Origin of the sequence: Desulfothermobacter acidiphilus (genome assembly GCF_052073645.1) — a bacterium.
GTDB lineage: Bacteria > Bacillota > Desulfotomaculia > Desulfotomaculales > Ammonificaceae > Desulfothermobacter > Desulfothermobacter acidiphilus.
Window position 1 is genome coordinate 392,343 of record NZ_CM125440.1, and the last position, 21,708, is coordinate 414,050.

Genomic DNA, 21,708 nt, shown 5'->3' on the forward strand with positions numbered 1-21,708 from the left:
ACGGGGAGGCACAGGGATCGTGAGTATAAGAATGTACCGCACTTCGCTTACCCCCGAGCATCTGGGGCAGGCGGTGGAGATCTGGTTCCAGCGGCGCGCTTTCGAGACCCAGAAGCTGGAAGATAAGTCGGGCGTGGTGGTGCAGGCACGCAAGGGGGGGACCTGGGCGCAGGTGGCAGGGATGTCTGCTGCCTTCACCGTTTACCTGCGCCCGCTCCCGGAAGGGGTGGAGGTTTCCACCCAGGTTACCCGTTGGTTAGATAAAGCTGCAGCGGGGGCGGCGGGAGCTCTGATCTTTGCCCCCTTGATGCTTACCGCTGGTTGGGGAATTTACCAGCAAAACAAGCTTAAAGAGGAGCTCCTAACCTTTTTAGAATACTATGTGGCGGAGGTGGGTACCTAAAAGCCGGCCTGTCGGCGGGCATCCAGGAGGGTCTCTGCCGACCGGTGTAAGGCATCTTCCTCGGGTGGTGCGAGAGGGATCTCCAAAGGAAAGACTCTGCCTTCCCGCCCCACTACGGTGGGCAGACTGAAGGACACGTCTCTTAGGCCGTAAGCTTCGACTGGTCCGGTCACGGTCAGTACGCTATGCTGGTTGCGGAGGATGGCTTCGCAAAGGCGGCGGATGCCCAGGCCGATGGCGTAGTAGGTGGCACCCTTGCGCTCGATGATGCGATAGGCGGCTTGGCGCACATAACGATCGATTTCTGCCCTATCTGGTGCTGGTAAGCCGCGCTGACGGCAGAAATCTTCCAGCGGGATACCCGCCACCATCGCTCTACTCCACAATAAGACGGCACTATCACCGTGCTCCCCTAATACATAAGCGTGCAGGTTACGCGCATCCACCCCGGTGTGCCGGCTCAGGGCGTGGCGGAAGCGGGCGCTGTCCAGAACGGTGCCGGTTCCCATGACGCGAGAGGGTTCTATACCCAATAACTTCCAAGCCACATGGGTAAGCACGTCTACGGGGTTGGTTACCACCAGCAGAATTCCTCCCCGCCAGTGGATAGAAAGTTGCTGGGCTACCTCCTGTAGCACCTGGATATTGCGCTGAGTGAGATCCAGCCGGGTTTCTCCTGGCCGTTGATTGCTTCCGGCGGCGAAGATAACTAATTCGGCTCTGGCGAGATCAGGATAGTCTCCGGGGTAAACCTTTGCGGGAGGAGTGAAGGCGGTACTATCGCCCAGGTCCAGGGCCTCGCCTTCGGCTTTGGAGCGGTTAGCGTCTAAGAGCACCAGTTCTTCGAGCAACCCACCAGCTATCAAAGCGTAAGCGGCTGTGGCTCCCACTGCTCCCGTTCCTATAATGGCGATCTTGGCCATGCAATCAGCCTCCTAGAAATTTCTAGTGTTGATTTCGCTATCATCTCCAGTATTCCCTTTTCCCTTACCTAGCAGGGCAGGAGCCTGCCTTTGTAGAAACCTTGAAAGGGGAGAACTTCATTGAAAGGAGCGAAGCGAGGTGGAGCTCACCTTGGCTCATAGTCCCGACGCAGACGACGCTTTTATGTTTGCCGCCTTAAGTTTGGGTAAAGTCAATACCCGGGGGTATACCTTTCGCCATGTGCTGGCCGATATTGAGTCACTTAATCGCGCGGCGTGGGAGGGGCGTTACGATGTTTCCGCCATATCCTTTCACGCCTATCCCTACGTGGCCCAGCACTATCTTCTGCTCACTTGCGGTGCCAGTGTAGGCGATGGCTACGGTCCAGTGGTGGTTGCCCGGCCGGAGGAGCCCTCCGTGCCCTCCCTGGTAGCAGTTCCGGGAGAATGGACTACGGCCTATCTAGCCCTTAAACTTTGGCACCCGAAAGTGGAAACCATCTCCCTTCCTTTCGATCGCATTGGCGAGGCGGTGAAAGAAGGGGAAGTGCCTGCCGGCCTTCTGATCCACGAAGGTCAGCTCACCTATGGACGGGACCAGCTCCGCTTGGTGGTGGATCTGGGCCGGTGGTGGAAGGAAAGAACCGGTTTACCCCTGCCATTGGGGGGCAATGTGCTGCACCGCCGCCACCATGGGTACGCATCGGAGATAGCGGCGGTGCTGCGCGAAGCTATAGCCTGCTCCCTCTCCCATCGGGAGGAGTGCCTGAACCAAGCTCTGGCTTACGCTCGGGGGCTGAGCCCGGAGGAGGCCGACCGCTTTGTGGGCATGTATGTCAACGATTGGACGCTAGACCTGGGCGAGAAGGGGCGGCGGGCGGTGCGATTGCTACTGGAGGAAGGGTATAGCCAGGGAATCATATCTCAGCTACCGACCCTGGACTGGGTTAATTAAGAGGGGGGATTTTATGCGCGCTTTGATCACAGGAGCGGCTGGCCGCTTAGGCCGAGCCATGGCCAAGGAACTCGAAGGACGGGGCTGGGATGTTATTGGACTGGCCCGCCAGCAGTTGGATATAACTTCGTACAAGGCGTTGTCCGAAGCGCTTAAAGAATATCGTCCCCGGGTGGTAATTAATTGCGCTGCTTACACCGACGTGGACGGAGCTGAAAGCGATTTTCGACGGGCTTTGCTGGTCAACGGTTTGGCACCCAAATATCTGGCATCCCTGTGCGTTAGTAGTGGGACCAAGCTAGTCCACGTCAGTACCGATTATGTGTTCGATGGGGAAAAGGGCGAGCCTTATCAAGTTTACGATGATCCCCGTCCGGTCAACCGTTACGGTGAGAGCAAACTCTGGGGCGAAGAAGCTATTCGCGAGTCGGGCGCTGATTACCTGATCATCAGAACTAGCTGGCTTTTCGGCACCGGACGCAATTTTGTCAGCATGATCTTGCGCCTGGCCGAAACGGAGGGAGAAATTAAAGTGGTGGAGGATCAGTACGGTTCACCGACCTACACTCCCGACGCTGCTCGGGCTATCGCCGATCTTATTTTGTCCGAGGCTCGAGGAACTTTCCATGTCACTAACGGTGGGGTGGCTTCCTGGTACGACCTGGCTTCGCGGGCGGTGCGCTTGGCCGGAATAGAGGCTAATATCATACCCTGCAGTAGCCAGGACTTTCCCCGTCCTGCTCCCCGTCCTCGTTACACTGTTTTAGACCCGTTTCCGCTCAAGGAGTACATCGGTTATAAATTGGTTTCCTGGGAGGACGCGTTGGAGCGCTATCTGGCTCGTGGTTAAAGCGACCAGGGTGACTCCTTCTCTCCCTGTTTGGGCGTAGGTTGGCACGACTGATAAAAAACCCAAAAGCGGCGCATAATAAAAGCCGAAAGGTTAATTATTTGGTTGAGGGAGGGAAGGCGTCTTGTTGAATTTAGCGACTCCTCTTTCTGAATACTTTTCCTACGTTAATCACCGACTTCCGGAAGAAGCGTGGCGGGTGCTGCGAGCTCTGGGCGATGGCGGGCGAATGAATAAAGAGGAGCTTTCGCTCATGGCCCGGGTTAAACGAGCGGTGCTCGACCATGTGGTGATGCAGCTTTACGCTCTAGGTTTGGTAGACGTGACTGCTGAGGGTAAGAGCAAAATTTGCAGTCTAACTAAGCTAGGCGAGGAGTTTTGCGCTTCCTACCGTTTTAAATGGGAAGAGCTGGTCTAGGGGGTGAGCTCCGCGGAGGCGCCTTTCTCTCGGGAGGCGCCTTATTTTACCCCACCTTATCGGGTTTGCCTGATTTAGCTCGTGCGGTTAGGTGTTGCGAGTTCTTCGGCGCCGGGGCCCTGAGCGTGTTAGAATTAATAAAAACCGGCTTGGGGGGAGCAGGATGGCGGTAGCGGAAATCGCTGTGGTGCCGGTGGGAACCGGGTCTCCGAGCGTAGGGCACTTTGTGGCCGAGTGTGTGAAGTTAGTTAAGGAAAGCGGTCTTAAATATGAGTTAACGGCCATGGGAACCTTAGTGGAGGGAGAATTGGAAGCTATACTGGCGTTGGTGGCTAAAATGCACCGGGCTCCTTTTGCAGCCGGGGCGCTGCGGGTGGTGACTACGGTTAAGATAGACGATCGCTGGGATAAGCCGCTTACCTTAGAAGGGAAAGTGCTGGCCGTCAAACAGGAACTAGGAATGAGTTGAGATGCAGTTTTTTATCACTCTGCTGGAAGAACTTAAACGGGGACAAGTTTATCCCCTCTACCTTTTCTGGGGTCCGGAGAGGTATCTTCAGCAGGAAGCGGTGCATCGCTTTCGTTCCATTTTGGTGGGAGAGGATAATCCTTTCGATTTCATTGATTACGACGCGGAAACTACCACGGTGGAGCAGGTGGTCACTGCGGCCAGCACCCTACCTGTCTTGGCCACGCGACGTTTAGTAGTAGTGCGTAACGCTCCTTATTTCGCAAGCAAGCGAGCTCCGCAGCGGGCTTTGGAGGCCTACCTGCAGGAGCCCGCTCCCACCACTTGTCTCGTTTTTTGCAGCGAACACTCTCCGGAGCGGCAGCAACCGCTTTTTCGTCGCTTGGTGGAGAAGGGCAAGGCGGTGGAGTTTTCCTATCTGGCCCCTTCGGATTTGTTGCGATGGTTGCACAAACAGGCGCGTCTGGCCGGTAAAAGTCTGTCTCCCGAGGCGGGCCAGTTGCTATTGGCAGCTGGGCCAGGGCTTACCTCTCTGCGGCAGGAATGGGAGAAGGTGCTAAATTACGCCGGTGAGTGCCGGGAGATCACCCCCGCTTTGGTGGAGGAAGTCTTGACCCCCCCGCCGGAAGAAGTGTTGTTTCGGGTTACTGAGGAAGTGGGACAGGGGCATTACTTGCGAGCTCTTAATCGTCTGCGTTTGCTAGCGGAGCAGGAACCGCCGGGGGTGGTGCTAACTCTGTTCTTGCGCCAACTTCGCCTCGTTTTAGTGGCGCAGGAACTTCTCGCGATGGGGAAGGGCGAGAAGGAGCTGGCTCAGCTGGGGAGGATCCCCCTGTGGGTGGCAAAGAAAATACTGAGCCATTCTCGGCGCTTCCCTCCGAGGCAGGCCCAGCAACTCTTTTGCCAGCTGATCGAATTAGACGCGGCCTTCAAGAGCGGGCGCGAGGACTTCTGGTTGGGACTAGAGCGATCTTTGTGGGCTCTCTGGCTGGATAGCCGCTAAGGCTAACTGGCTTGGCTGCGCGACTGGCTGAACTTCCGCATTAGCCGGGACTTCTTCCTGGCCGCCGTGTTGCGATGGAGGATGCCTTTGGTGCGCGCACGATCGATAACCCTTAGAGCCAGCCGCAGCTTGGATTCGGCATCGGGAGCTTTCTGAGCTAGCGAGTCTTCAAAGCGCTTGATCACGGTCTTCAAAGCCGTACGCAGCGCTTTGTTGCGTAGAGTGCGCTTGCGGATTTGGCGTAACCGCTTTAGCGAGGATTTCTTGGCCACTAATCTTCCTCCTGTATCAAAGTTTTGCTTCTATCGATGGGCGTATTTTATCATGGCGCAGCCGGGTTTGGCAATCCCTTCGGAGCTCTGGTGTGCAGGCGCGTTAGGCGCTAGTGGGCATTAGCTCGACGCCCGGCAGTAGGGTGCAGATTTCACCCGCTGTGGGGGAGCAAAGCTTTTAGGAAGCCGCCGGGCGTCGAAGCTGCCGGGGAAGTTCACTCATTCGAGGGTGAGACTAGGTCACCGAGCTCTGAGTGCGCTACGAGATTTTCTGTAGCGCTATTTCCTGGCGTTGCTGGCGGCTCATCCAATCGTCGGCGTAGTCGGTAGCGATGAGAAATAGGTTGACCCAGAGATCGTGCTCATTGCCCTTTCCCTCTAGCTCTTTGGCCACTTCCCGGAATCGTTTGTGCACCCGGTCTTTGAAGGCTGAAAACTCGGCTAGCAACTCGATGACGTCCTTCTGATTGTACGTGCTTCCTTCGCGAAGAAGCTTTACCATCCCTGCCACCCCCTTTTGCCGTAACCATAACATAAAAAGGGCTTTAAGGGAATAGCTGTAAAATGTAAAAGCGGGAGGGATCGAGCCGATCCCTCCCGCTTCCTTGCGCGCTTAAAAGTCGCTTTTTGCTTCCATTCGCCCGCTTGTGTTGCCCATGCCACTCTCTTCGCTTTGGTAGGCCATGCTGCTTCCATAGTTCATACCGGGCGTCCAGGTAGGGGTTCCCATAGCACTCCATTGTCCCGGCATAGCGCTTTGGGCGGTACTGGAAAGCGCGTTGATCTCGTTGTGCAAGCTGAGGCACATCTGGTGGATGCGTTGCAGTTGCTGGCTATTAGATCCTTCGGTTTGGCTCAATCGCGCCAGCTGGCTTTGGGCCTGGCTTTCGATCTGGCTCAGCTGCATCACCATTTGTCCGATGTTGCTGATTTCTTGCCGTAGGCGATTTAGGTGGTCTTGGATTTCTTGCCAACGATACATTCTTGTTCCTCCTCGGGGAAGCTATTTTTATGTAGTATGGCTTGATATTTGGGAGTTTAGTATGAAGACCTACCCGGGACCATAGGAGGAATTTACACGACCGCAAAAAATTTGGGCGGGAAAGCGGGCAGGAATTTTTTTGCTCGCTCACGAAATGAAGTGGGTGAAGGTGGGGATTAGTGGGGAGCAGGTGCAGTTGTTTATAGGAACCTACGTCCACACCCTGGACAATAAGGGGCGACTCTTCATCCCGGCTCGCTTGCGCGAGGGATTAGGGGATAGTTTTGTGCTCACCAAAGGGCTGGAGGGTTGCCTGTTTGGTTTCTCCCGGGAGGAATGGGCCCGATTGGAGGAAAGGTTGCTGAAATTACCCTTTACCCAGCCAGAAGTCAGAGCCTTCACTCGCCTTTTCTTCGCCGGAGCGGCGGAAGTAGAGGTTGACCGGCAAGGCCGGATTTTGCTCCCCCCTTATCTGCGCGAGTACGCTCACCTAGAGCGGGATGTGGTGGTTTTAGGAGTGACTAACCGGGTAGAGTTCTGGTCGCAGGAGGAGTGGGAAGCCTATCAGCTTAAGACCCAAGCGGTGTACGAGGATTTGGCAGCCAAGCTCATAACTTTGCCTCCGGCAACCTAGGGACTAAGGAGTGGAACTTTTGGCAGTGACTCGCTTTCACCAACCGGTAATGCTCAGCGAGGTATTAACTTTCCTGGCAGTGCGCCCGGACGGGGTGTACGTGGATTGCACCTTGGGTGGAGGAGGCCATGCGGCCGCGGTTTTGGCTTGTCTGGGACCCGAGGGGCGGTTGATTGGCCTAGATCGCGACCCGGACGCTTTGGCCTTTGCCCGGGAGCGTTTGGGATCGGATGCGCGGGTGCGTCTGGTTCAGGCCAATTTTGCTTGCTTGTCGGAAGTGCTGCGGGATTTGGGGCTGACCGAGGTAGATGGTATCTTATACGATTTGGGAGTTTCTTCCTACCAACTGGATCAGCCAGAGCGAGGTTTCACCTACCGTAGCGCCGATGCCCCTCTGGATATGCGTTTCGATCCCTCTTCGCCCCTCAGCGCGGCCGATTTGGTCAACCGGCTGGGGGAAGAGGAACTGAGACGCATTATTGCCACCTACGGAGAAGAGAGATGGGCGAAACGCATAGCCCGTTTCATCGTGCGCGCCCGGAGCCGAGAGCCCTTTTCGACCACGGGGCAGTTGGTGGAAGTTATAAAGGAGGCCATCCCGGCCTCGTCCCGCCGCCGCGGTCCTCATCCCGCCCGTCGGACCTTCCAGGCTCTACGTATAGCGGTCAATCGGGAATTGGAGTCCTTAGAACTTTCGCTGCCTCAGGCGGCCGAGCACCTCCGGCTGGGAGGGAGGCTGGTGATTTTGAGTTATCACTCACTGGAGGACAGGCTGGTAAAGGAGTTTTTTCGGCGCACTCCGGTTCTTCGGCCCCTTACCAAAAAGCCTTTGCGACCCTCTCCGCAGGAACTGGAGCGCAATCCCCGAGCTTCTAGCTGCAAGCTGCGGGCGGCGGAAAAAATTCTAATCTCAGAGGGAGGCGAATAATGTTGGTAGCGGCGCAGGAGCGGTTAGCACCTTCTTGGCCTCAACGGGGACCGGCGCGGAGGCCTGAGCCTTCTCGCAAGACGGCACGCAAAACGGCTTCTGTGGCCAGAGTTCGTGCCTGCTCGCTGCTCTTGTTGGGGTTCATACTGGGTGCGGTGGTGGTTTATTGCCAGGGGCAGATAGCTCTAGTGGGTTACCGTCTGCAGGTTCTCGAGCGGACCATGAACGAGGTGAAGGCTGAAAACCAGCTGTTGGAAACTAATCTGGATCGCCTCACCGCTCCCGATCGCCTGGAAGCCATCGCTAAAAAGGATCTGGGGATGGTCTATCCTTCCACGGCGGCGGGAGAAATCGTGCTGCCACCCGATTCCCAAGAGGCGCTCGGGACAAAGGTGCCCGGGGAACAAAGGGGGTGGCTGGCCGAACTGCTCCACTGGTTGGCGGTTCATATGAGGTAGAAGGGAGCGGCGATGAGTAACATTGTAGTCCGGCGTCGTCTGGCTTTGCTATTCCTCTGCTCGGTATTATTTTTCACCGGTTTGGCTGGGCGGCTCTTCTGGCTGCAGGTGGTGCGGGGAGCCGAGTTGCGCCGCGAGGCTCAGGAAAACCGCACCCGTGATATTAAGGTGGAAGCCCGAAGAGGAGATATAGTTGATCGCAACGGTCGGCTACTGGTTACCAGCATAAGTGCCGAGTCGGTGGCCGCTTTCCCACCGCAAGTCAAAGACCCAGCCAAAGCGGCTGCCGCTTTGGCTCCTTTGCTCGAGATGCCCGAGGATAAACTTTTGGAGATGTTAACGCGCAAACAGTCTTTTGTGTGGCTCAAGCGCAAAATCGACTGCTATACGGCGCAGAAAATCAAGCAATTGCATCTGGACGGTATCGAGCTTTACGAGGAGAGCCGACGGCAATACCTCTGTGGCTCCTTAGCGGCCCACGTGCTGGGGTTTGTTGGCATTGACAACCAGGGATTGGCCGGAGTGGAAAAGGAGTACGATAGCGAACTCCAGGGAAAGCCGGGGCGCATCGTGATCGAAAAAGACGCTGCGGGCCGAGATATTCCCTCGGCTTTACACCATTTTTATCCTCCCTGTCCGGGAGATAAGTTAGTGCTTTCCATCGACGAGACTATACAGCATTTTGTGGAGCGCGAACTGGATAAAGTTGTAACTCAGTATCACCCTGCCAACGCCGTTATAATTGTGATGGACCCCAAAACCGGGGGAATTTTGGCCCTGGGCAATAGGCCTACTTTCGACCCGGATCATTGGCAGAAGGCTCCCAGCGAGGTGTGGAATCGCAACTTAGCTATTTGGCAAATTTATGAGCCGGGATCTACCTTTAAGATTGTCACTGCGGCGGCGGCTCTGGCAGATGGAGTGGTGCGTCCGGAAGATCATTTCTTTTGCCCGGGCTATATTAAGGTGGCCGGCCGTATCATTCATTGCTGGAAAGAAGGCGGGCACGGCGACGAAACCTTTGCCCAGGTGATTCAAAACTCATGCAATGTGGGCTTTATTCAGGTGGGTCTCAAACTGGGGGTGCAAAGGTTTTATAATTTTATCAAGGCTTTTGGCTTTGGTCGGCCCACGGGGATTGACTTGCCTGGAGAAGCTTCCGGGATTCTGATTCCGGAAGATAAGGTGACCAATCTCAATTTAGCTACCATGTCCATTGGGCAGTCGATAGGAGTTACCCCTATCCAGCTCATCACTGCGGCGGCGGCGGTGGCTAACGGGGGTTACTTGGTGCGTCCCCATGTGGTCAAAGAAATCGTGTCTCCGGAGGGTAAGGTAGTAAAAGAAATTTCTCCCCAACCGGTGCGCCGCGTGCTTCCGGAAGCGGTGGCCAAAGAACTGGCGAAGCTCCTGGAAAATGTGGTGCTAAAGGGGACTGGCGTAAATGCCTATATCAAGGGTTATCCGGTGGCGGGAAAGACGGGTACGGCGCAAGTGGTGAGTCCCCAAGGCGGATACCTCCCGGGTAAATACGTGGCTTCTTTCGTGGGCTTTGCTCCGGTGAATGATCCGCGCTTAGTGACGCTGGTGGTGATCTCCGAACCGCACGGGGCTTACTACGGCGGTGAAGTGGCAGCGCCAGTGTTCAAAGCAGTGATGGAAGATTCATTGCGGTATTTAGGGGTTCCTCCTCAGGAGGGTATGCCGGGGCCGGCCAAACCGTGGTACGAACAGGCTCCCGTAACCCGGCCGGTGCAGGTGCCTTCAGTGGTGAATCTTCCGGTGGGAGAAGCGGTGCGCCAGCTTAAGGCGGCGGGTTTGAGCTTTATTCTCCAAGGAGAGGGGAATGTGGTCTGCTCCCAGGTGCCCCAGGGGGGGGCCACGGTAAATGCTGGGACGCAGGTGGTGCTGAACTTGCAAGCGGCACCTGAGGGGGCGGGAACAGAGGTAACCGTACCCGATCTCCGGGGACTGGGGGTGAGGGAAACCGCGGTGCTGCTGGAGAAACTAGGTTTGCTTTTGCGTCCGGAGGGTACGGGGCTGGCGGTAGGTCAATCTCCCGCGCCCGGGACCGTGGTCAAGCGAGGAACAACCGTGGAGGTCAAATTTTCCCCTCCCGACTTGAAGCAACCGCCTTGATCCAGGAAATAATGGAGTTAACGGCAGGTGATGGCAGACGCTTACCAAGATATGGGAGTTAAACCCTGTGGGTTTGGCCTACGATTCTCGTAAGGTGGAGCAGGGATATATCTTTTTTGCTATCCGGGGCTGGCAGCGCGATGGACATGATTTCATTCCCGAGGCAGTGGCTCGCGGGGCGGTCGGGGTGGTAGCCGAGAGGCCGGTAGAGGTACCGCCAGGGGTGGTGCTGGAGGTGGTACCCAATACTAGGCGAGCTCTAGCTTTAGCTGCAGCTCGGTTTTACGGGTATCCCAGCCAGCGGCTACGCGTGGTAGGAGTTACTGGAACCAATGGCAAGACCACTACCACTCACTTGTTGAGTGCACTTTATCAATCTCGGGGCCAAAAGGTGGGATTGATCGGCACTCTCTATCTCAAGCTGGGCGATCGAATTTTCCCCGGTGAGCGCACCACTCCTGAATCGTTGGAGTTACAGGGGTGGCTGGCGCGTATGGTCCGCGAAGGCTTTGAAGTAGCGGTGCTCGAAGTGTCTTCGCACGGGCTGGCTTTGGAGCGAGTTACCGGCGTGGCTTTCGATGTGGCCGTTTTCACCAATTTAACTCAAGATCACCTGGATTTTCACTCCGACCTGGAGGATTATTTTTGCGCCAAGACCAGGCTCTTTACTGAGTTGCTCGGGGGAAAACCGGGAAAGAAGCTGGCCGTGATTAACCGCGATGATCCTTACGGGCGGCGCTTGCTGACTCGCTGCCGGGGAGCAGAGGTGCTCACTTATGGTTGGCGGGAAGGAGATGCTTATGTTCTGGATTGTCAATTCTATGCGCGGGGGACTCGCTTGCTGGCCAGCGTGGGGGGGAAGCCAGTGGAGGTACATTTATCCCTACCTGGGCGTTTCAACGTGTACAACGCTTTGGCCACCTTGGCCACGGCTCTGGGAGAAGGGATGTCTTTGGATACGGCAGCTGCGGCGCTTGCCGGGGTAAAAACTGTTCCTGGTCGCTGCGAAATCATCGATGAGGGACAGGATTTTGTCGTGGTGGTGGATTATGCCCATACGCCAGATGGGCTGCTGAACCTCCTCCAGATGGCTCGGGAACTAGGCCCGGGCCGTGTTATTCTGGTTTTCGGCTGTGGGGGCAACCGAGATGCCCTTAAGCGCCCTATAATGGGCCGGATTGCTGGGGAGTATGCCGACTTGGTGGTGGTAACTTCAGATAATCCCCGTCACGAGGATCCCTGGTCGATTATCGAGGCCATTGCTCAGGGCTTGGCGGCGGTGGCCCCTGCTTCTCGGTATCGCCTGGTACTGGATAGGGAGGAGGCTATTAAAGAGTCTTTCGCTCTTGCCCGTCCTGGCGATATAGTAGTATTAGCCGGAAAGGGGCACGAGAACTATCAGCTGATCGGTGATAAGCGCTTCCCCTTCGACGACCGGGAGGTGGCTCGTCGCTTGTTGCGGGAGATGAAGTCCCGATGATTCCTCTGCGGGCAGGACAGTTGGCTGCTATTCTGGGAGCCGAACTCCTAAGCGGCTCCCCCGATCAGATTTTTCAGGCGGTATTTACCGACACCAGGGAACCGGTGCCGGAATCAGCTCTCTTTTTAGCGCTCCGGGGAGAACGCTTTGACGGTCACTCGTTTGTGGCGGAGGCCGAAGCCAAGGGAGCTCGGGGAGCTCTAGTCAGTTCCCTGCCGGAGCCGCCGGTTACTCCCGACTTTCTCCTCTTGCGCGTCCCGGAGGTCTGCTCTGCCTTGCAGCGGTTAGCGCTCTACTTGCGCTGGACCGTTCGTCCTTTTCTGGTAGGTGTTACGGGCAGCGCTGGCAAAACTACTACTAAGGATTTGCTGGCTGCGGTGCTAGGGGTCCGAGCTCCCACCTTAGCTACTCGTGGCAACCGTAATAACGAGCTCGGGGTTCCTCTAACCCTTCTAGAACTGAAGGCCGAGCACCGCTTCGCTGTGATTGAGATGGCGATGCGGGGTCGGGGGGAGATTGCCGGTTTGGCGAGTTGGATAAATCCGGATGCCGCTGTGGTGACTAATATTGGCGAAGCGCATTTGGAGCGCTTAGGAAGTGTGCGCGCCGTTGCTCAGGCCAAGGGCGAAATTCTGGATTACGTGCTACCGACTGGTTTCGCTGTGCTTCCCGCTGACAGTCCTTTTGTGGTGGAAGAGGCGGGACGTTGCCGGGGCAAGGTTATCTATTTCGGAGCCAGCAAATGGGCTGAAGTGCGCTTGCTGTCCTACACTTCCCGGGGGGAAGAAGGGGGGATCTTCAGGGTGGGACTACCGGGGACCGAAGAAGAGTATGAACTTCCTTTGCCCGGCCGGCACAATGCCCTTAACGCCGTCGCGGTCATAGCCGTGGCTCGCCAGTTAGGCTTGACGGCGGCGGAGATTCAGGAAGGGTTCCGCCGGGTTCGCCTGAGCGGGATGCGCTTAGAGATTATTCGCTGGGGGAGGCTGACGGTCATTAACGACGCATACAATGCCAATCCGGCTTCAATGAAGGGGGCGTTGGAGGTTTTATCCGAGGTGGGTCGTGGTCGGCGTAAAATAGCCGTGCTGGGAGACATGCTGGAGTTGGGGGAGATAGCGGAGGCGGCTCATAGGGAAGTGGGAAGCGAGGCGGCAGCGGTAGCCGACGTGCTGCTAGCGGTGGGAGAGCGAGCTCGGGAACTAGCCGCTGGAGCTCTGTCGGCGGGCATGTCGCCGCAGCAAGTGATAACCGCTACCCCGGAGGACGCGGGGCAAAAGCTCTGCTTATTGCTTCGCGGGGGAGAGGTGGTACTCCTCAAGGCCTCTCGGGCCTTGGGCTTGGAGCGGGTGCTCCAGGATTTGCGCCTTTGGGGGGAGTTAGATTGACGGAAGCGGTTAGGCAGGCCTTTTGGCTCTCTGCCGTACTGACCGTATTCCTGGGGCTGGTGTTAATTCCCTTCTTGCGCCGTCTTAAATTGGGGCAAAAGGTGCGCGCCGACGGCCCTGCCCGTCACCTGGTAAAAGCTGGCACTCCCACCATGGGAGGAATTATCTTTTTAAGTGCCACGACGCTGACCATCTTGCTGCTGGCACGGCACCAGGCGGAAGCCGTAGTGGTTTTGTTGGTGGCTTTAAGCTACGGTCTTATCGGTTTTCTTGACGACTTTCTTAAGATTCTCAAGAACCGCTCCTTGGGGCTGCGAGCTCGGGATAAGTTACTGGCCCAGATGCTGGTGGCTGCTGGGCTGGCCTGGTGGGCCTGTGCTATAGCTGGTAGAGGAACCGATTACGTAATTCCCTTCTCTGGCTTTTGGCTGGCAGGGGGTTGGCGTTTTGATCTGGGTTTCCCCTTTTTTTTGCTCTTCACGATTCTGGTGCTGGTAGGGTCGGCCAACGCAGTGAACCTGACCGATGGATTAGACGGTTTGGCCTCCACGGTAGTTGCGCTGGCGGCCGGTTTCTACGTTTTTATTGCCTTGACGGTGGACAAAGTGGGAGTGGCTATAACGCTGGCGGCCCTGGTGGGGGGGTGTTTGGGCTTCCTGGTATTCAACCGCTATCCAGCCAGGGTTTTTATGGGTGACACGGGCTCTCTGGCGCTGGGTAGCGCCTTAGGGACGGCAGCGGTGCTGACGCGGACGGAGCTCTTTCTCCCCATTGTGGGAGGGGTTCTGGTAGCCGAAACCCTCTCAGTGATCCTTCAGGTGCTCTCTTTTCGCCTCACGGGGCGGCGCTTATGGCGGATGAGCCCTTTGCATCACCACTATGAACTAAAGGGCTGGTCGGAAAATAAGGTAGTGGTGGTTTTTGCTTTCTGGGGTTTGGTGGCGGGTTTTCTGGGCTGGATAGGACTTTACCATTTAGGTTAAAAAGTGGAGGTTAGTGCTATAGTGAAGCTTGAGGGTCAGAAAGTGCTGGTTATCGGTGCCGGAAAAAGCGGGGTAGCGGCGGCCCGCCTCTTGCGGCGCCACGGGGCTGAGGTCACTTTATCAGATCGCCACCAGGTGAAAGTGCCTCCTTTGCCCGAAGGGGTTCAGTTGCTGCTGGGGACCTATCCGCCGGTGCAAGGCTTTGACTTTTTGGTGATAAGCCCGGGGGTGCCCCAGGACGAGCCGCCAGTGCAAGAGGCCCGGCAGCTGGGCCTGGAAGTGCTGGGGGAGCTTGAATTGGCCTATCGCTGGGCCAAAGCTCCCATCGTGGCCATCACCGGGACTAACGGCAAGACCACCACCACGGCCCTCACGGGGGCCATCGTGCGGGCTAGCGGCAAAAAAGTGTGGGTGGCGGGGAATATTGGGATTCCGCTGAGCGAAGTGGTGGAGGAGGCGGCTCCGCAGGATCTGTTGGTGGTGGAGGTCTCTAGCTTTCAGTTGGAGACAGCCATAACTTTTTGTCCCCGGGTGGCGGTGGTTTTGAACCTTACTTCTGACCATCTGGACCGGCATGGCGACATGGAGGCTTACCGCCGGGCTAAAGCCCGAATATTCGCTAGGCAAACTGCCAAAGAGGTCACCGTTTTAAACTACGATGATCCTGGGGTTCGAGAAATGGCCGAGGAAACCCGCGGTAAGGTATGCTTTTTCAGCGCCCGGCATAAATTGGCCAAGGGTGCCTGGGTGGAGGAGGGGACGATAAGGGTTCGCTGGGAAGAAGTGGATGGAAGGGTGGTGCGGTGCGCCTCTCTTGCTCTTCCCGGGGTTCACAACCTGGAAAACGCCCTGGCGGCCACTGCTGCGGCGATGGTTTGCCGAGTCCCTTTAGAAGTTATTGGAAAGGTATTACAAAACTTTCCGGGGGTTCCGCATCGTCTGGAGTTGGTGGCTGAAATTGGTGGGGTGCGCTACGTTAACGATTCTAAAGGCACCAACCCCGACGCCACCGTTCGGGCTTTGGAAGCTTACGACTGCCCCATTGTATTGATTGCCGGGGGACGCAATAAAGGAAGTAGCTTCGAGCTATTGGCGGCCAAAATCAAGGAGAAAGTTAAAGCGCTGGTGTTGATTGGTGAAGCTGCTCCCTTTTTGGCGGCGGCAGCAGCTGCGGCAGGGGTGAAAGACATCACCGTGGCTGCCGATTTACCCACGGCCGTCAGGCAGGCACGAGACAAGGCTAAGCCGGGGGAGGTAGTGCTACTCTCGCCCGCTTGCGCCAGCTGGGATATGTTCCGCAGTTACGAAGAGCGCGGCGAGTGTTTTCGGCAGGCGGTCAAAGGTTTCTTAGAGCAAGAAACCCAGGCCAGTTGTTAAATTTAGAGGAGCGGGTTTAACGAGCGGAGTCGCAGACCTGAGGCTCTAAGCACCGGAACCCGGGTCAAAGGAGGAGGTGCACGTCTGGCTCGGAGGGGCCTATCCGGGGAAGTGAGGCAGGTTTCACGAGCCGGTCAAGAAATATGCGAAGGAAAAAGGGAACGCCCGATTTTCTGCTGTTCTTTGTGGTATTGCTCCTTCTTTGCCTGGGCCTGATCATGGTCTGGAGTGCCAGTGAGTATTCGGCCATGGTGTGCTACGGGAACAGTCTCTACTATTTCAAACGTCAGCTACTCCACGCTTTGATAGGGATGGGCGCGCTTTGCTTCTTTCTCCGCTATGACTATTGGAAGTTTCGTCGTTTCGCTCGGCCTTTGCTCTTACTTTCTTTTCTTCTCCTGGTGCTGGTGCTCGTACCCGGGGTGGGCGATGTCTCTCACGGGGCTCAGCGCTGGATTTCCCTGGGGCCCGTCAGCTTTCAGCCAGCCGAGTTGGTTAAGTTTGGTCTACTGCTCTTTGTGGCCGACGGGTTAAGTCGGCAGGGAGGGGAGGCGAAGAAATTCCGGACATTGCTGCCCTACCTGGCTGTTACTGGCTTAGCAGCGCTGCTAGTGGTAGTGGAACCCGATCTGGGAACGGCGTTGGCGCTCACCGGCATCGTCTTCATTCTTTTTTTCTGTGCCGGGGTTCCCTTATCCACTCTAGGGCTTATGGTGTTGGCTGGATTGGCTTGCGTGGGGTTAGCGATCAAGATTGAGCCTTATCGCCTGGTGAGATTATTCGCCTTTCTGGATCCCTGGAAAGACCCCTTGGGGGCTGGTTTTCACATCATACAATCGCTTTACGCTATCGGCTCTGGAGGTATTTTTGGAGTGGGGTTGGCTCAGGGGAAGCAAAAATTGCTCTACCTTCCGGAGCAACATACCGATTTTATTTTCGCCGTGATTGGCGAAGAGTTAGGGCTGGTGGGGGCGTTAATTGTTTTGACCCTCTTCGTGATTTTGATCTGGCGTGGGCTGAGGGCGGCGCTTTACGCCCCCGATACCTTTGGTTGTTACCTGGCGGCCGGGATTACTGCCGGCATAGGGTTGCAGGCTTTCATTAACATAGGCGTAGTGACAGGTAGTTTGCCTATCACTGGTATCCCTCTTCCCTTCCTCAGTTACGGGGGCACTTCCCTAGTTTTTACGCTGGCTTCGATCGGTATCTTATTGAACATTTCGCGCAGTAGCGCAAGGTGAGAAAATGGCGGGATGGAATTTTGTGGTTACGGGCGGTGGGACCGGAGGGCACATTTATCCGGCTTTAGCCATCGCCCGGGGATTGAAGCGCCGGTTACCCCAAGCGCAGGTCTTTTACCTGGGAACGGCTGAGGGCTTGGAAGCTCGGCTGGTACCGGAGGAGGGTCTGCCTTTTTATGCTATCAAAGGGGCTGGGCTTAAGCGCCGCTTAACCCTAGGTAATATGCGCGCATTGCTGCGGGCTTTTCAGGGGCTGCTGGCCGCTTACCGCTTGCTAGGGCAGCTTTCCCCCCGGGTAGTAGTGGGGACGGGTGGTTACGTGGCCGGGCCGGTGGTGTTGGCCGCCTGGCTGCGAAGATTACCGGTGCTTATACACGAGCAAAACGCTTTCCCCGGGCTTACTAATCGCTGGTTGGCTCGTCTGGCTCAGGTGACTGCGCTTACCTTTCCTGAAGCGGCCCGCTTCCTGCACAGTCGGGGGGAGGTGGTGGTCACCGGCCTGCCGGTGCGAGAGGAGATCTTACAGGTTAGCCGGGAGGAAGCCCGAGTTCATCTGGGACTGGGTTCGGAGGATCGGTTGCTAGTTTCTTTCGGAGGAAGCCGTGGCGCCAGCAGTCTGAACCGGGCGGTCAAGGAGCTCGTGCGTCACTACAGCGGACGCCAGGGAGTCTATCTCTGTCACGCTACCGGTGAAGCGCATTACGCGAGTTGGATTCGGGAATTGGAAGCGGAGGGGGTTCGACTGGCAGCTAATATCCGCATTTACCCCTACTTTCGGCGCATCGCCGACTTCTTGGGAGCTGCGGACCTGGCTATCTGCCGAGCCGGGGCCGCTACGCTGGCCGAACTTACCTGCCTCGGATGCCCGTCTATTCTGGTTCCTTACCCCTACGCCACCGGGAGACACCAAGAGTACAATGCTCGCGCCCTGGCGGAGCAGGGCGCGGCGGTGGTGATAGCTGACTCCGAGCTGACCGGGGCGCGCCTGCTATCCGAGGTGGAGCGCCTCTTGACCGTTCCCGAGGAACTGCTGCGTATGGCTCAAGCTGCTAAGGCCATGGGAAAGCCGGAAGCTCTTGATCTGCTGGTAGACTTGGTAATAAGATTGGCGGGGAGCTGATAATTTTGTTCGAAGAGAGGACAAGTCCGGTGGCAGCTGATTTTCATCCTGCATATCATACCCAGGGCAAGGTGGGAGCGGAGGAGAAGGGTGCTTTGGAGCGGAAAGTGATTCCTCGCCGTCTGCATTTCGTGGGCATAGGTGGTGTGGGAATGAGCGGCCTGGCCTTGCTTTTACAGCAACGAGGCCATGAGGTGACCGGCTCCGATACCGGAAATTCCCGCTTCCTCTCCCAGCTACGCCTCAATGGCATCCAGGTTTACCGGGAACATGCTCCGAGCAACCTGCCCGCGGATACCGATCTGGTGGTTGTAACCTCGGCCATTAAGCCTGATAATCCGGAATGGCTGGCGGCCAGGGAACGGGGGGTGCCGGTGATTCGCCGAGGGGAGTTGCTGGCCTGGCTTTTAAGTAGTTACCAGACGGTGGCGGTGGCTGGGGCGCACGGCAAAACTACCACCACGGCCATGGTGGCCAGCGTCTTGCTGGAGGGCGGGCTGGATCCCAGTGTGCTAGTGGGAGGGTACTGGTCTCGGCTGGAAGGTAACTATCGCTTGGGGAGGAGTCCCTACTTTGTTACCGAAGCCGATGAAAGCGACGCTTCCTTCCTCCTCTTAAATCCTCTTGTGGCGGTGGTCACTAACATCGAAAACGACCATTTGGACTACTACGGTGATCAAGCAGCCATAATTCAGGCTTTTCGCTGCTTCCTTCGCCAAGTCCCTCCTACGGGGGTGGCGGTGGCCTGCGTAGATAGCCCCTTGGTTGCCGAGTTGCTGCGGGAGCCCGGTTTGGGAACAGTGGTGACCTACGGCATGGAAAACCCGGCCGATTACACTCTTTCGCAGATTGAACTGTCGCCTCGTTCTTCTTCAGCCTTACTCCACTACCGAGGGAAGTTGCTGGGACAACTGCGCCTTTCTCTGCCGGGAAAGCACAACCTATTAAACGCTGTGGCAGCTTTAGCCGTGGGATTACACTTGGGCGTGCCCCTCCCCACGGCTTCACGCGCTCTGGCTACCTTCACCAGCGTGGGTAGGCGTTTTGAGTTCTTGGGCGAGGCCGGGGGGGTAATGGTGGTGGACGATTACGCCCATCACCCTACCGAGGTGCAGGCCACTATTACCGCGGCTCGACAGGTGCATAAGGGGCGGCTGGTGGTGGTGTTCCAACCCCATCGTTACACGCGCACCGCTTTGCTTTACTCCGAGTTCAGCCGCGCTTTAGCCGGAGCAGACGTGGTGGTGCTGGATGAGATTTATAGCGCGGGGGAGACGCCGCTGCCCGGGGTGACGGCGGATCTAATAGCTCAAGCTTGCCGCTCTGCTTTTCCTGAGCTTCCCCTTTACCAGTTCCCGTCCAAAGGAAAAGCTGACTTCCTTAGAGAAATTGTTGCTCCGGGGGATCTAGTGCTGACCATGGGTGCTGGCGACGTGCACCTGATAGGAAAAGAATTGCTTAGCAAATTGGAGGGGGCGCAGTAGTGACATTAGCGGCTTCCTGGCTTCCTAGGTTGGAAAGTAAAGGCCGGGTTCGATTGCAGGAGCCTATGAGCCGACATACTACCTGGCGAGTGGGAGGGCCGGCGGAAGCTCTGGTGGAGCCAGTGGACCAGTCCGATCTGGCTTTGCTTTTGCGCTTGGCCCACGAGGAAGGGCTTGCCCTTCACTTCATAGGTAACGGTTCCAACCTCCTGGTTAGCGATCAGGGTTTGCCCGGGTTGGTGGTGCGGCTGGGCGGTGAGTTCACCACCATGAGGCTGGAGGCTAACCGCCTGCGGGCGGGAGCTGGGACCCAGCTGCGCCGTCTGGTCACGCTGGCGCAGACGGCGGGTCTGTCTGGCCTGGAATTTGCTTGTGGGATTCCAGCTACCCTTGGGGGGGCGGTGGTGATGAATGCCGGGGCGGCGGGGCAAAGCATAGCCGAAGTGGTGCGCTGGGTTCGGGTCATGGATAAAGAGGGCCGGGTAGAGACCCTTCACGCTCGGAACCTAAGCTTTGGCTACCGCCAGAGTTCCTTGCAGCAGGCCGGTCTGGTGTTGCTGGAAGTGGAGTTGGAGTTGGTGCCCGCTGATCCCGGAGCCATTGCTTGGCGCATGGCCGAAATCTGGGATAAGCGCCAGCGCACGCAGCCGCTGCAATACCCCACAGCTGGTAGCGTGTTTAAAAATCCTCCCGGGCATCAACCAGCGGGCCGATTGATCGAGTTGGCGGGGTGCAAAGGCTGGCGGGTTGGCGAGGCCGAAGTTTCTTCTAGGCACGCTAACTTTATCGTTAATCTGGGAGGAGCTCGTGCCAGCGACATCTACCGGTTGATGAGGCAGGTGCAGTGGCAGGTGGAGCTGTGTTTCGGGGTAAGGCTGGAACCAGAAGTGAGAATACTGGGTGCTTTTGGGTGGGAAGAGAGTCCATGCGATTAGTGATTAAAGGGCCTAACGTGTTACGGGGCAAAGTCAGGGTCAGTGGGGCCAAAAACGCGGTTTTACCTATCCTTTGCGCCTGCCTGCTTTGTGATGGAGAAAGTGTAATCAGCGGTGTGCCCCAGCTGGGCGACGTGGCGGTAATGAGCTCGGTGCTGCGCCATCTCAAGGTGTTTTGTCGCCGGGAAGGTGAGGCGCTGAAGGTTGATACCAACGCGCTGCAGCTGGAAGAGATACCGGAAGAGCTCACCAGGCGGATGCGGGCTTCTTGCCTGGTCATGGGCCCCCTGCTGGCTCGCTTCGGCAGGGTAAAAATAGCGGCTCCTGGGGGCTGCAATATAGGTGCTCGCCCCATCGATCTTCATCTCAAGGGGCTCAAGGCGATGGGAGCGGAGATAAACGAACGGGCCGGTTTTATCATAGCTGAGGCGCGGCGTTTGCGGGGGGCTGAGATCCACCTAGACCTTCCCAGCGTTGGAGCTACGGAAAACCTGATGATGACCGCGGTGCTGGCCGAGGGGACCACCATCATCGGTAACGCGGCCAAAGAGCCTGAAATCGTCGATCTGCAGAACTTCCTCAACCGGGCGGGGGCTCGGGTTCGCGGCGCGGGTACTTCTACTATACGTGTTGAGGGAGTCAAACGACCGCTGGTGGCGCCGCGAGGGCACCAGGTGATTCCCGATCGAATCGAAGCCGGAACTCATCTAATTGCCGCGGCTCTCACCCGAGGAGAAGTAGAAGTGGAAAACGTCATCCCCGAGCACCTGGAGCCTTTGCTGGCTAAGTTGCGTGAGGCCGGAGTGCAAGCGGAGGTGGAAGAAGATCGCATCTGGATAAGACCCGGAGACTCTCTCCGGGCGGTGGACCTGCGTACTATGCCTTACCCCGGCTTTCCCACCGACTTGCAAGCTCCCATGTGCTCGTTGCTGGCCTTAGCTGAGGGTATAAGCGTGGTCACCGAGAATATATTTGAGAACCGGTTCCGTCACATTCCTGAACTTCAGCGTATGGGCGCCGATATAAGGATTGAGGGGCGCACGTTGATTATTCGGGGAGTACCCCAGTTGGTGGGAGCTCGAGTAGAGGCTCACGATCTCCGGGCTGGAGCAGCGCTGGTGCTAGCGGGCTTGGCGGCGGAGAACACCACCATAGTGGAACGCATAGGGCATATCGATCGCGGCTATGAGAATCTGGAAGAGAAGTACAGGAAATTGGGCGCCAACATCGAGCGAGTCGGCTGATTCCTGCCCAATTTTTATCCCT

General features: G+C 57.1%; 23 protein-coding genes. 19 read left to right on the forward strand and 4 right to left on the reverse strand.

What is annotated here, in order from left to right; translation table 11 throughout:
- The first annotated feature begins 19 nt into the window (after positions 1-19).
- Positions 20-403, forward strand: a complete 384-nt coding sequence (locus ACTLLP_RS02035; RefSeq protein ID WP_441060258.1) for a hypothetical protein — start codon at positions 20-22, stop codon at positions 401-403.
- On the opposite strand, the gene ACTLLP_RS02040 is transcribed toward ACTLLP_RS02035, so the two are convergent.
- Positions 400-1,326 carry an L-lactate dehydrogenase gene (locus ACTLLP_RS02040; RefSeq protein ID WP_441060260.1) on the reverse strand — a complete coding sequence of 309 codons (927 nt, stop codon included), beginning with the start codon at positions 1,324-1,326 and terminating at the stop codon, positions 400-402. The genes ACTLLP_RS02035 and ACTLLP_RS02040 overlap by 4 nt on opposite strands.
- Before the next feature lie 139 nt (positions 1,327-1,465).
- On the opposite strand from ACTLLP_RS02040, the gene ACTLLP_RS02045 reads away from it, so the two are divergent.
- From ACTLLP_RS02045 to holA, 5 genes are all read left to right on the forward strand, one after another.
- The gene (locus ACTLLP_RS02045; RefSeq protein ID WP_441060262.1) at positions 1,466-2,281 is read left to right on the forward strand and encodes an MqnA/MqnD/SBP family protein; all 816 of its coding nucleotides are present in this window, start codon (positions 1,466-1,468) and stop codon (positions 2,279-2,281) included.
- Between the two features lie 13 nt (positions 2,282-2,294).
- Entirely contained in the window at positions 2,295-3,131 is an 837-nt protein-coding gene (rfbD, locus tag ACTLLP_RS02050) for a dTDP-4-dehydrorhamnose reductase (RefSeq protein ID WP_441060264.1), read from the forward strand.
- A 124-nt stretch (positions 3,132-3,255) separates the two neighbouring features.
- Positions 3,256-3,549 carry a transcriptional regulator gene (locus tag ACTLLP_RS02055; protein ID WP_441060266.1) on the forward strand — a complete coding sequence of 98 codons (294 nt, stop codon included), beginning with the start codon at positions 3,256-3,258 and terminating at the stop codon, positions 3,547-3,549.
- 163 nt (positions 3,550-3,712) lie between these two features.
- Entirely contained in the window at positions 3,713-4,018 is a 306-nt protein-coding gene (locus ACTLLP_RS02060) for an MTH1187 family thiamine-binding protein (RefSeq protein ID WP_441060268.1), read from the forward strand.
- A gap of 1 nt (position 4,019) precedes the next feature.
- A complete protein-coding gene (gene holA, locus ACTLLP_RS02065; protein WP_441060270.1) occupies positions 4,020-5,021 on the forward strand; it encodes a DNA polymerase III subunit delta in 1,002 nt (333 codons plus the stop codon).
- Between the two features lie 2 nt (positions 5,022-5,023).
- On the opposite strand, the gene rpsT is transcribed toward holA, so the two are convergent.
- The 3 genes from rpsT to ACTLLP_RS02080 all read right to left on the reverse strand — a co-directional run bounded on the left by rpsT (position 5,024) and on the right by ACTLLP_RS02080 (position 6,275).
- The gene (rpsT, locus tag ACTLLP_RS02070; RefSeq protein ID WP_441060272.1) at positions 5,024-5,293 is read right to left on the reverse strand and encodes a 30S ribosomal protein S20; all 270 of its coding nucleotides are present in this window, start codon (positions 5,291-5,293) and stop codon (positions 5,024-5,026) included.
- A gap of 259 nt (positions 5,294-5,552) precedes the next feature.
- Positions 5,553-5,795, reverse strand: a complete 243-nt coding sequence (locus tag ACTLLP_RS02075) for a hypothetical protein (RefSeq protein WP_441060274.1) — start codon at positions 5,793-5,795, stop codon at positions 5,553-5,555.
- Between the two features lie 111 nt (positions 5,796-5,906).
- On the reverse strand, positions 5,907-6,275 hold the full coding sequence (locus ACTLLP_RS02080) for a hypothetical protein (protein ID WP_441060276.1): 369 nt from the start codon (positions 6,273-6,275) through the stop codon (positions 5,907-5,909).
- 196 nt (positions 6,276-6,471) lie between these two features.
- Here ACTLLP_RS02080 and mraZ point away from each other — a divergent pair, with 196 nt between their 5' ends.
- From mraZ to murA, 13 genes are all read left to right on the forward strand, one after another.
- On the forward strand, positions 6,472-6,909 hold the full coding sequence (gene mraZ, locus ACTLLP_RS02085) for a division/cell wall cluster transcriptional repressor MraZ (RefSeq protein ID WP_441061575.1): 438 nt from the start codon (positions 6,472-6,474) through the stop codon (positions 6,907-6,909).
- 25 nt (positions 6,910-6,934) lie between these two features.
- Positions 6,935-7,837 carry a 16S rRNA (cytosine(1402)-N(4))-methyltransferase RsmH gene (rsmH, locus tag ACTLLP_RS02090; protein WP_441061577.1) on the forward strand — a complete coding sequence of 301 codons (903 nt, stop codon included), beginning with the start codon at positions 6,935-6,937 and terminating at the stop codon, positions 7,835-7,837.
- A complete protein-coding gene (locus tag ACTLLP_RS02095) occupies positions 7,837-8,295 on the forward strand; it encodes a septum formation initiator family protein (protein WP_441060278.1) in 459 nt (152 codons plus the stop codon). Before rsmH ends, ACTLLP_RS02095 begins: the two co-directional genes overlap by 1 nt.
- A gap of 12 nt (positions 8,296-8,307) precedes the next feature.
- On the forward strand, positions 8,308-10,434 hold the full coding sequence (locus ACTLLP_RS02100) for a stage V sporulation protein D (RefSeq protein WP_441060280.1): 2,127 nt from the start codon (positions 8,308-8,310) through the stop codon (positions 10,432-10,434).
- A gap of 67 nt (positions 10,435-10,501) precedes the next feature.
- A complete protein-coding gene (locus tag ACTLLP_RS02105; protein WP_441060282.1) occupies positions 10,502-11,914 on the forward strand; it encodes a UDP-N-acetylmuramoyl-L-alanyl-D-glutamate--2,6-diaminopimelate ligase in 1,413 nt (470 codons plus the stop codon).
- On the forward strand, positions 11,911-13,302 hold the full coding sequence (locus ACTLLP_RS02110) for a UDP-N-acetylmuramoyl-tripeptide--D-alanyl-D-alanine ligase (protein WP_441060284.1): 1,392 nt from the start codon (positions 11,911-11,913) through the stop codon (positions 13,300-13,302). Before ACTLLP_RS02105 ends, ACTLLP_RS02110 begins: the two co-directional genes overlap by 4 nt.
- On the forward strand, positions 13,299-14,285 hold the full coding sequence (gene mraY, locus ACTLLP_RS02115; RefSeq protein ID WP_441060286.1) for a phospho-N-acetylmuramoyl-pentapeptide-transferase: 987 nt from the start codon (positions 13,299-13,301) through the stop codon (positions 14,283-14,285). Before ACTLLP_RS02110 ends, mraY begins: the two co-directional genes overlap by 4 nt.
- Before the next feature lie 21 nt (positions 14,286-14,306).
- On the forward strand, positions 14,307-15,662 hold the full coding sequence (gene murD / locus ACTLLP_RS02120) for a UDP-N-acetylmuramoyl-L-alanine--D-glutamate ligase (protein ID WP_441060288.1): 1,356 nt from the start codon (positions 14,307-14,309) through the stop codon (positions 15,660-15,662).
- A gap of 143 nt (positions 15,663-15,805) precedes the next feature.
- Positions 15,806-16,903: a putative lipid II flippase FtsW gene (gene ftsW / locus ACTLLP_RS02125; RefSeq protein WP_441060290.1), complete on the forward strand. Its 1,098-nt coding sequence runs from the start codon at positions 15,806-15,808 to the stop codon at positions 16,901-16,903.
- A 4-nt stretch (positions 16,904-16,907) separates the two neighbouring features.
- Entirely contained in the window at positions 16,908-18,023 is a 1,116-nt protein-coding gene (murG, locus tag ACTLLP_RS02130) for an undecaprenyldiphospho-muramoylpentapeptide beta-N-acetylglucosaminyltransferase (protein WP_441060292.1), read from the forward strand.
- Positions 18,024-18,028: 5 nt separating this feature from the next.
- On the forward strand, positions 18,029-19,507 hold the full coding sequence (murC, locus tag ACTLLP_RS02135) for a UDP-N-acetylmuramate--L-alanine ligase (RefSeq protein WP_441060294.1): 1,479 nt from the start codon (positions 18,029-18,031) through the stop codon (positions 19,505-19,507).
- Positions 19,507-20,442 (forward strand): UDP-N-acetylmuramate dehydrogenase, encoded by a 936-nt coding sequence (gene murB / locus ACTLLP_RS02140; RefSeq protein WP_441060296.1) that lies wholly within the window; start codon positions 19,507-19,509, stop codon positions 20,440-20,442. Before murC ends, murB begins: the two co-directional genes overlap by 1 nt.
- The gene (murA, locus tag ACTLLP_RS02145; protein WP_441060298.1) at positions 20,433-21,686 is read left to right on the forward strand and encodes a UDP-N-acetylglucosamine 1-carboxyvinyltransferase; all 1,254 of its coding nucleotides are present in this window, start codon (positions 20,433-20,435) and stop codon (positions 21,684-21,686) included. The genes murB and murA overlap by 10 nt, the downstream gene beginning before the upstream one ends.
- Positions 21,687-21,708 lie beyond the last annotated feature (22 nt).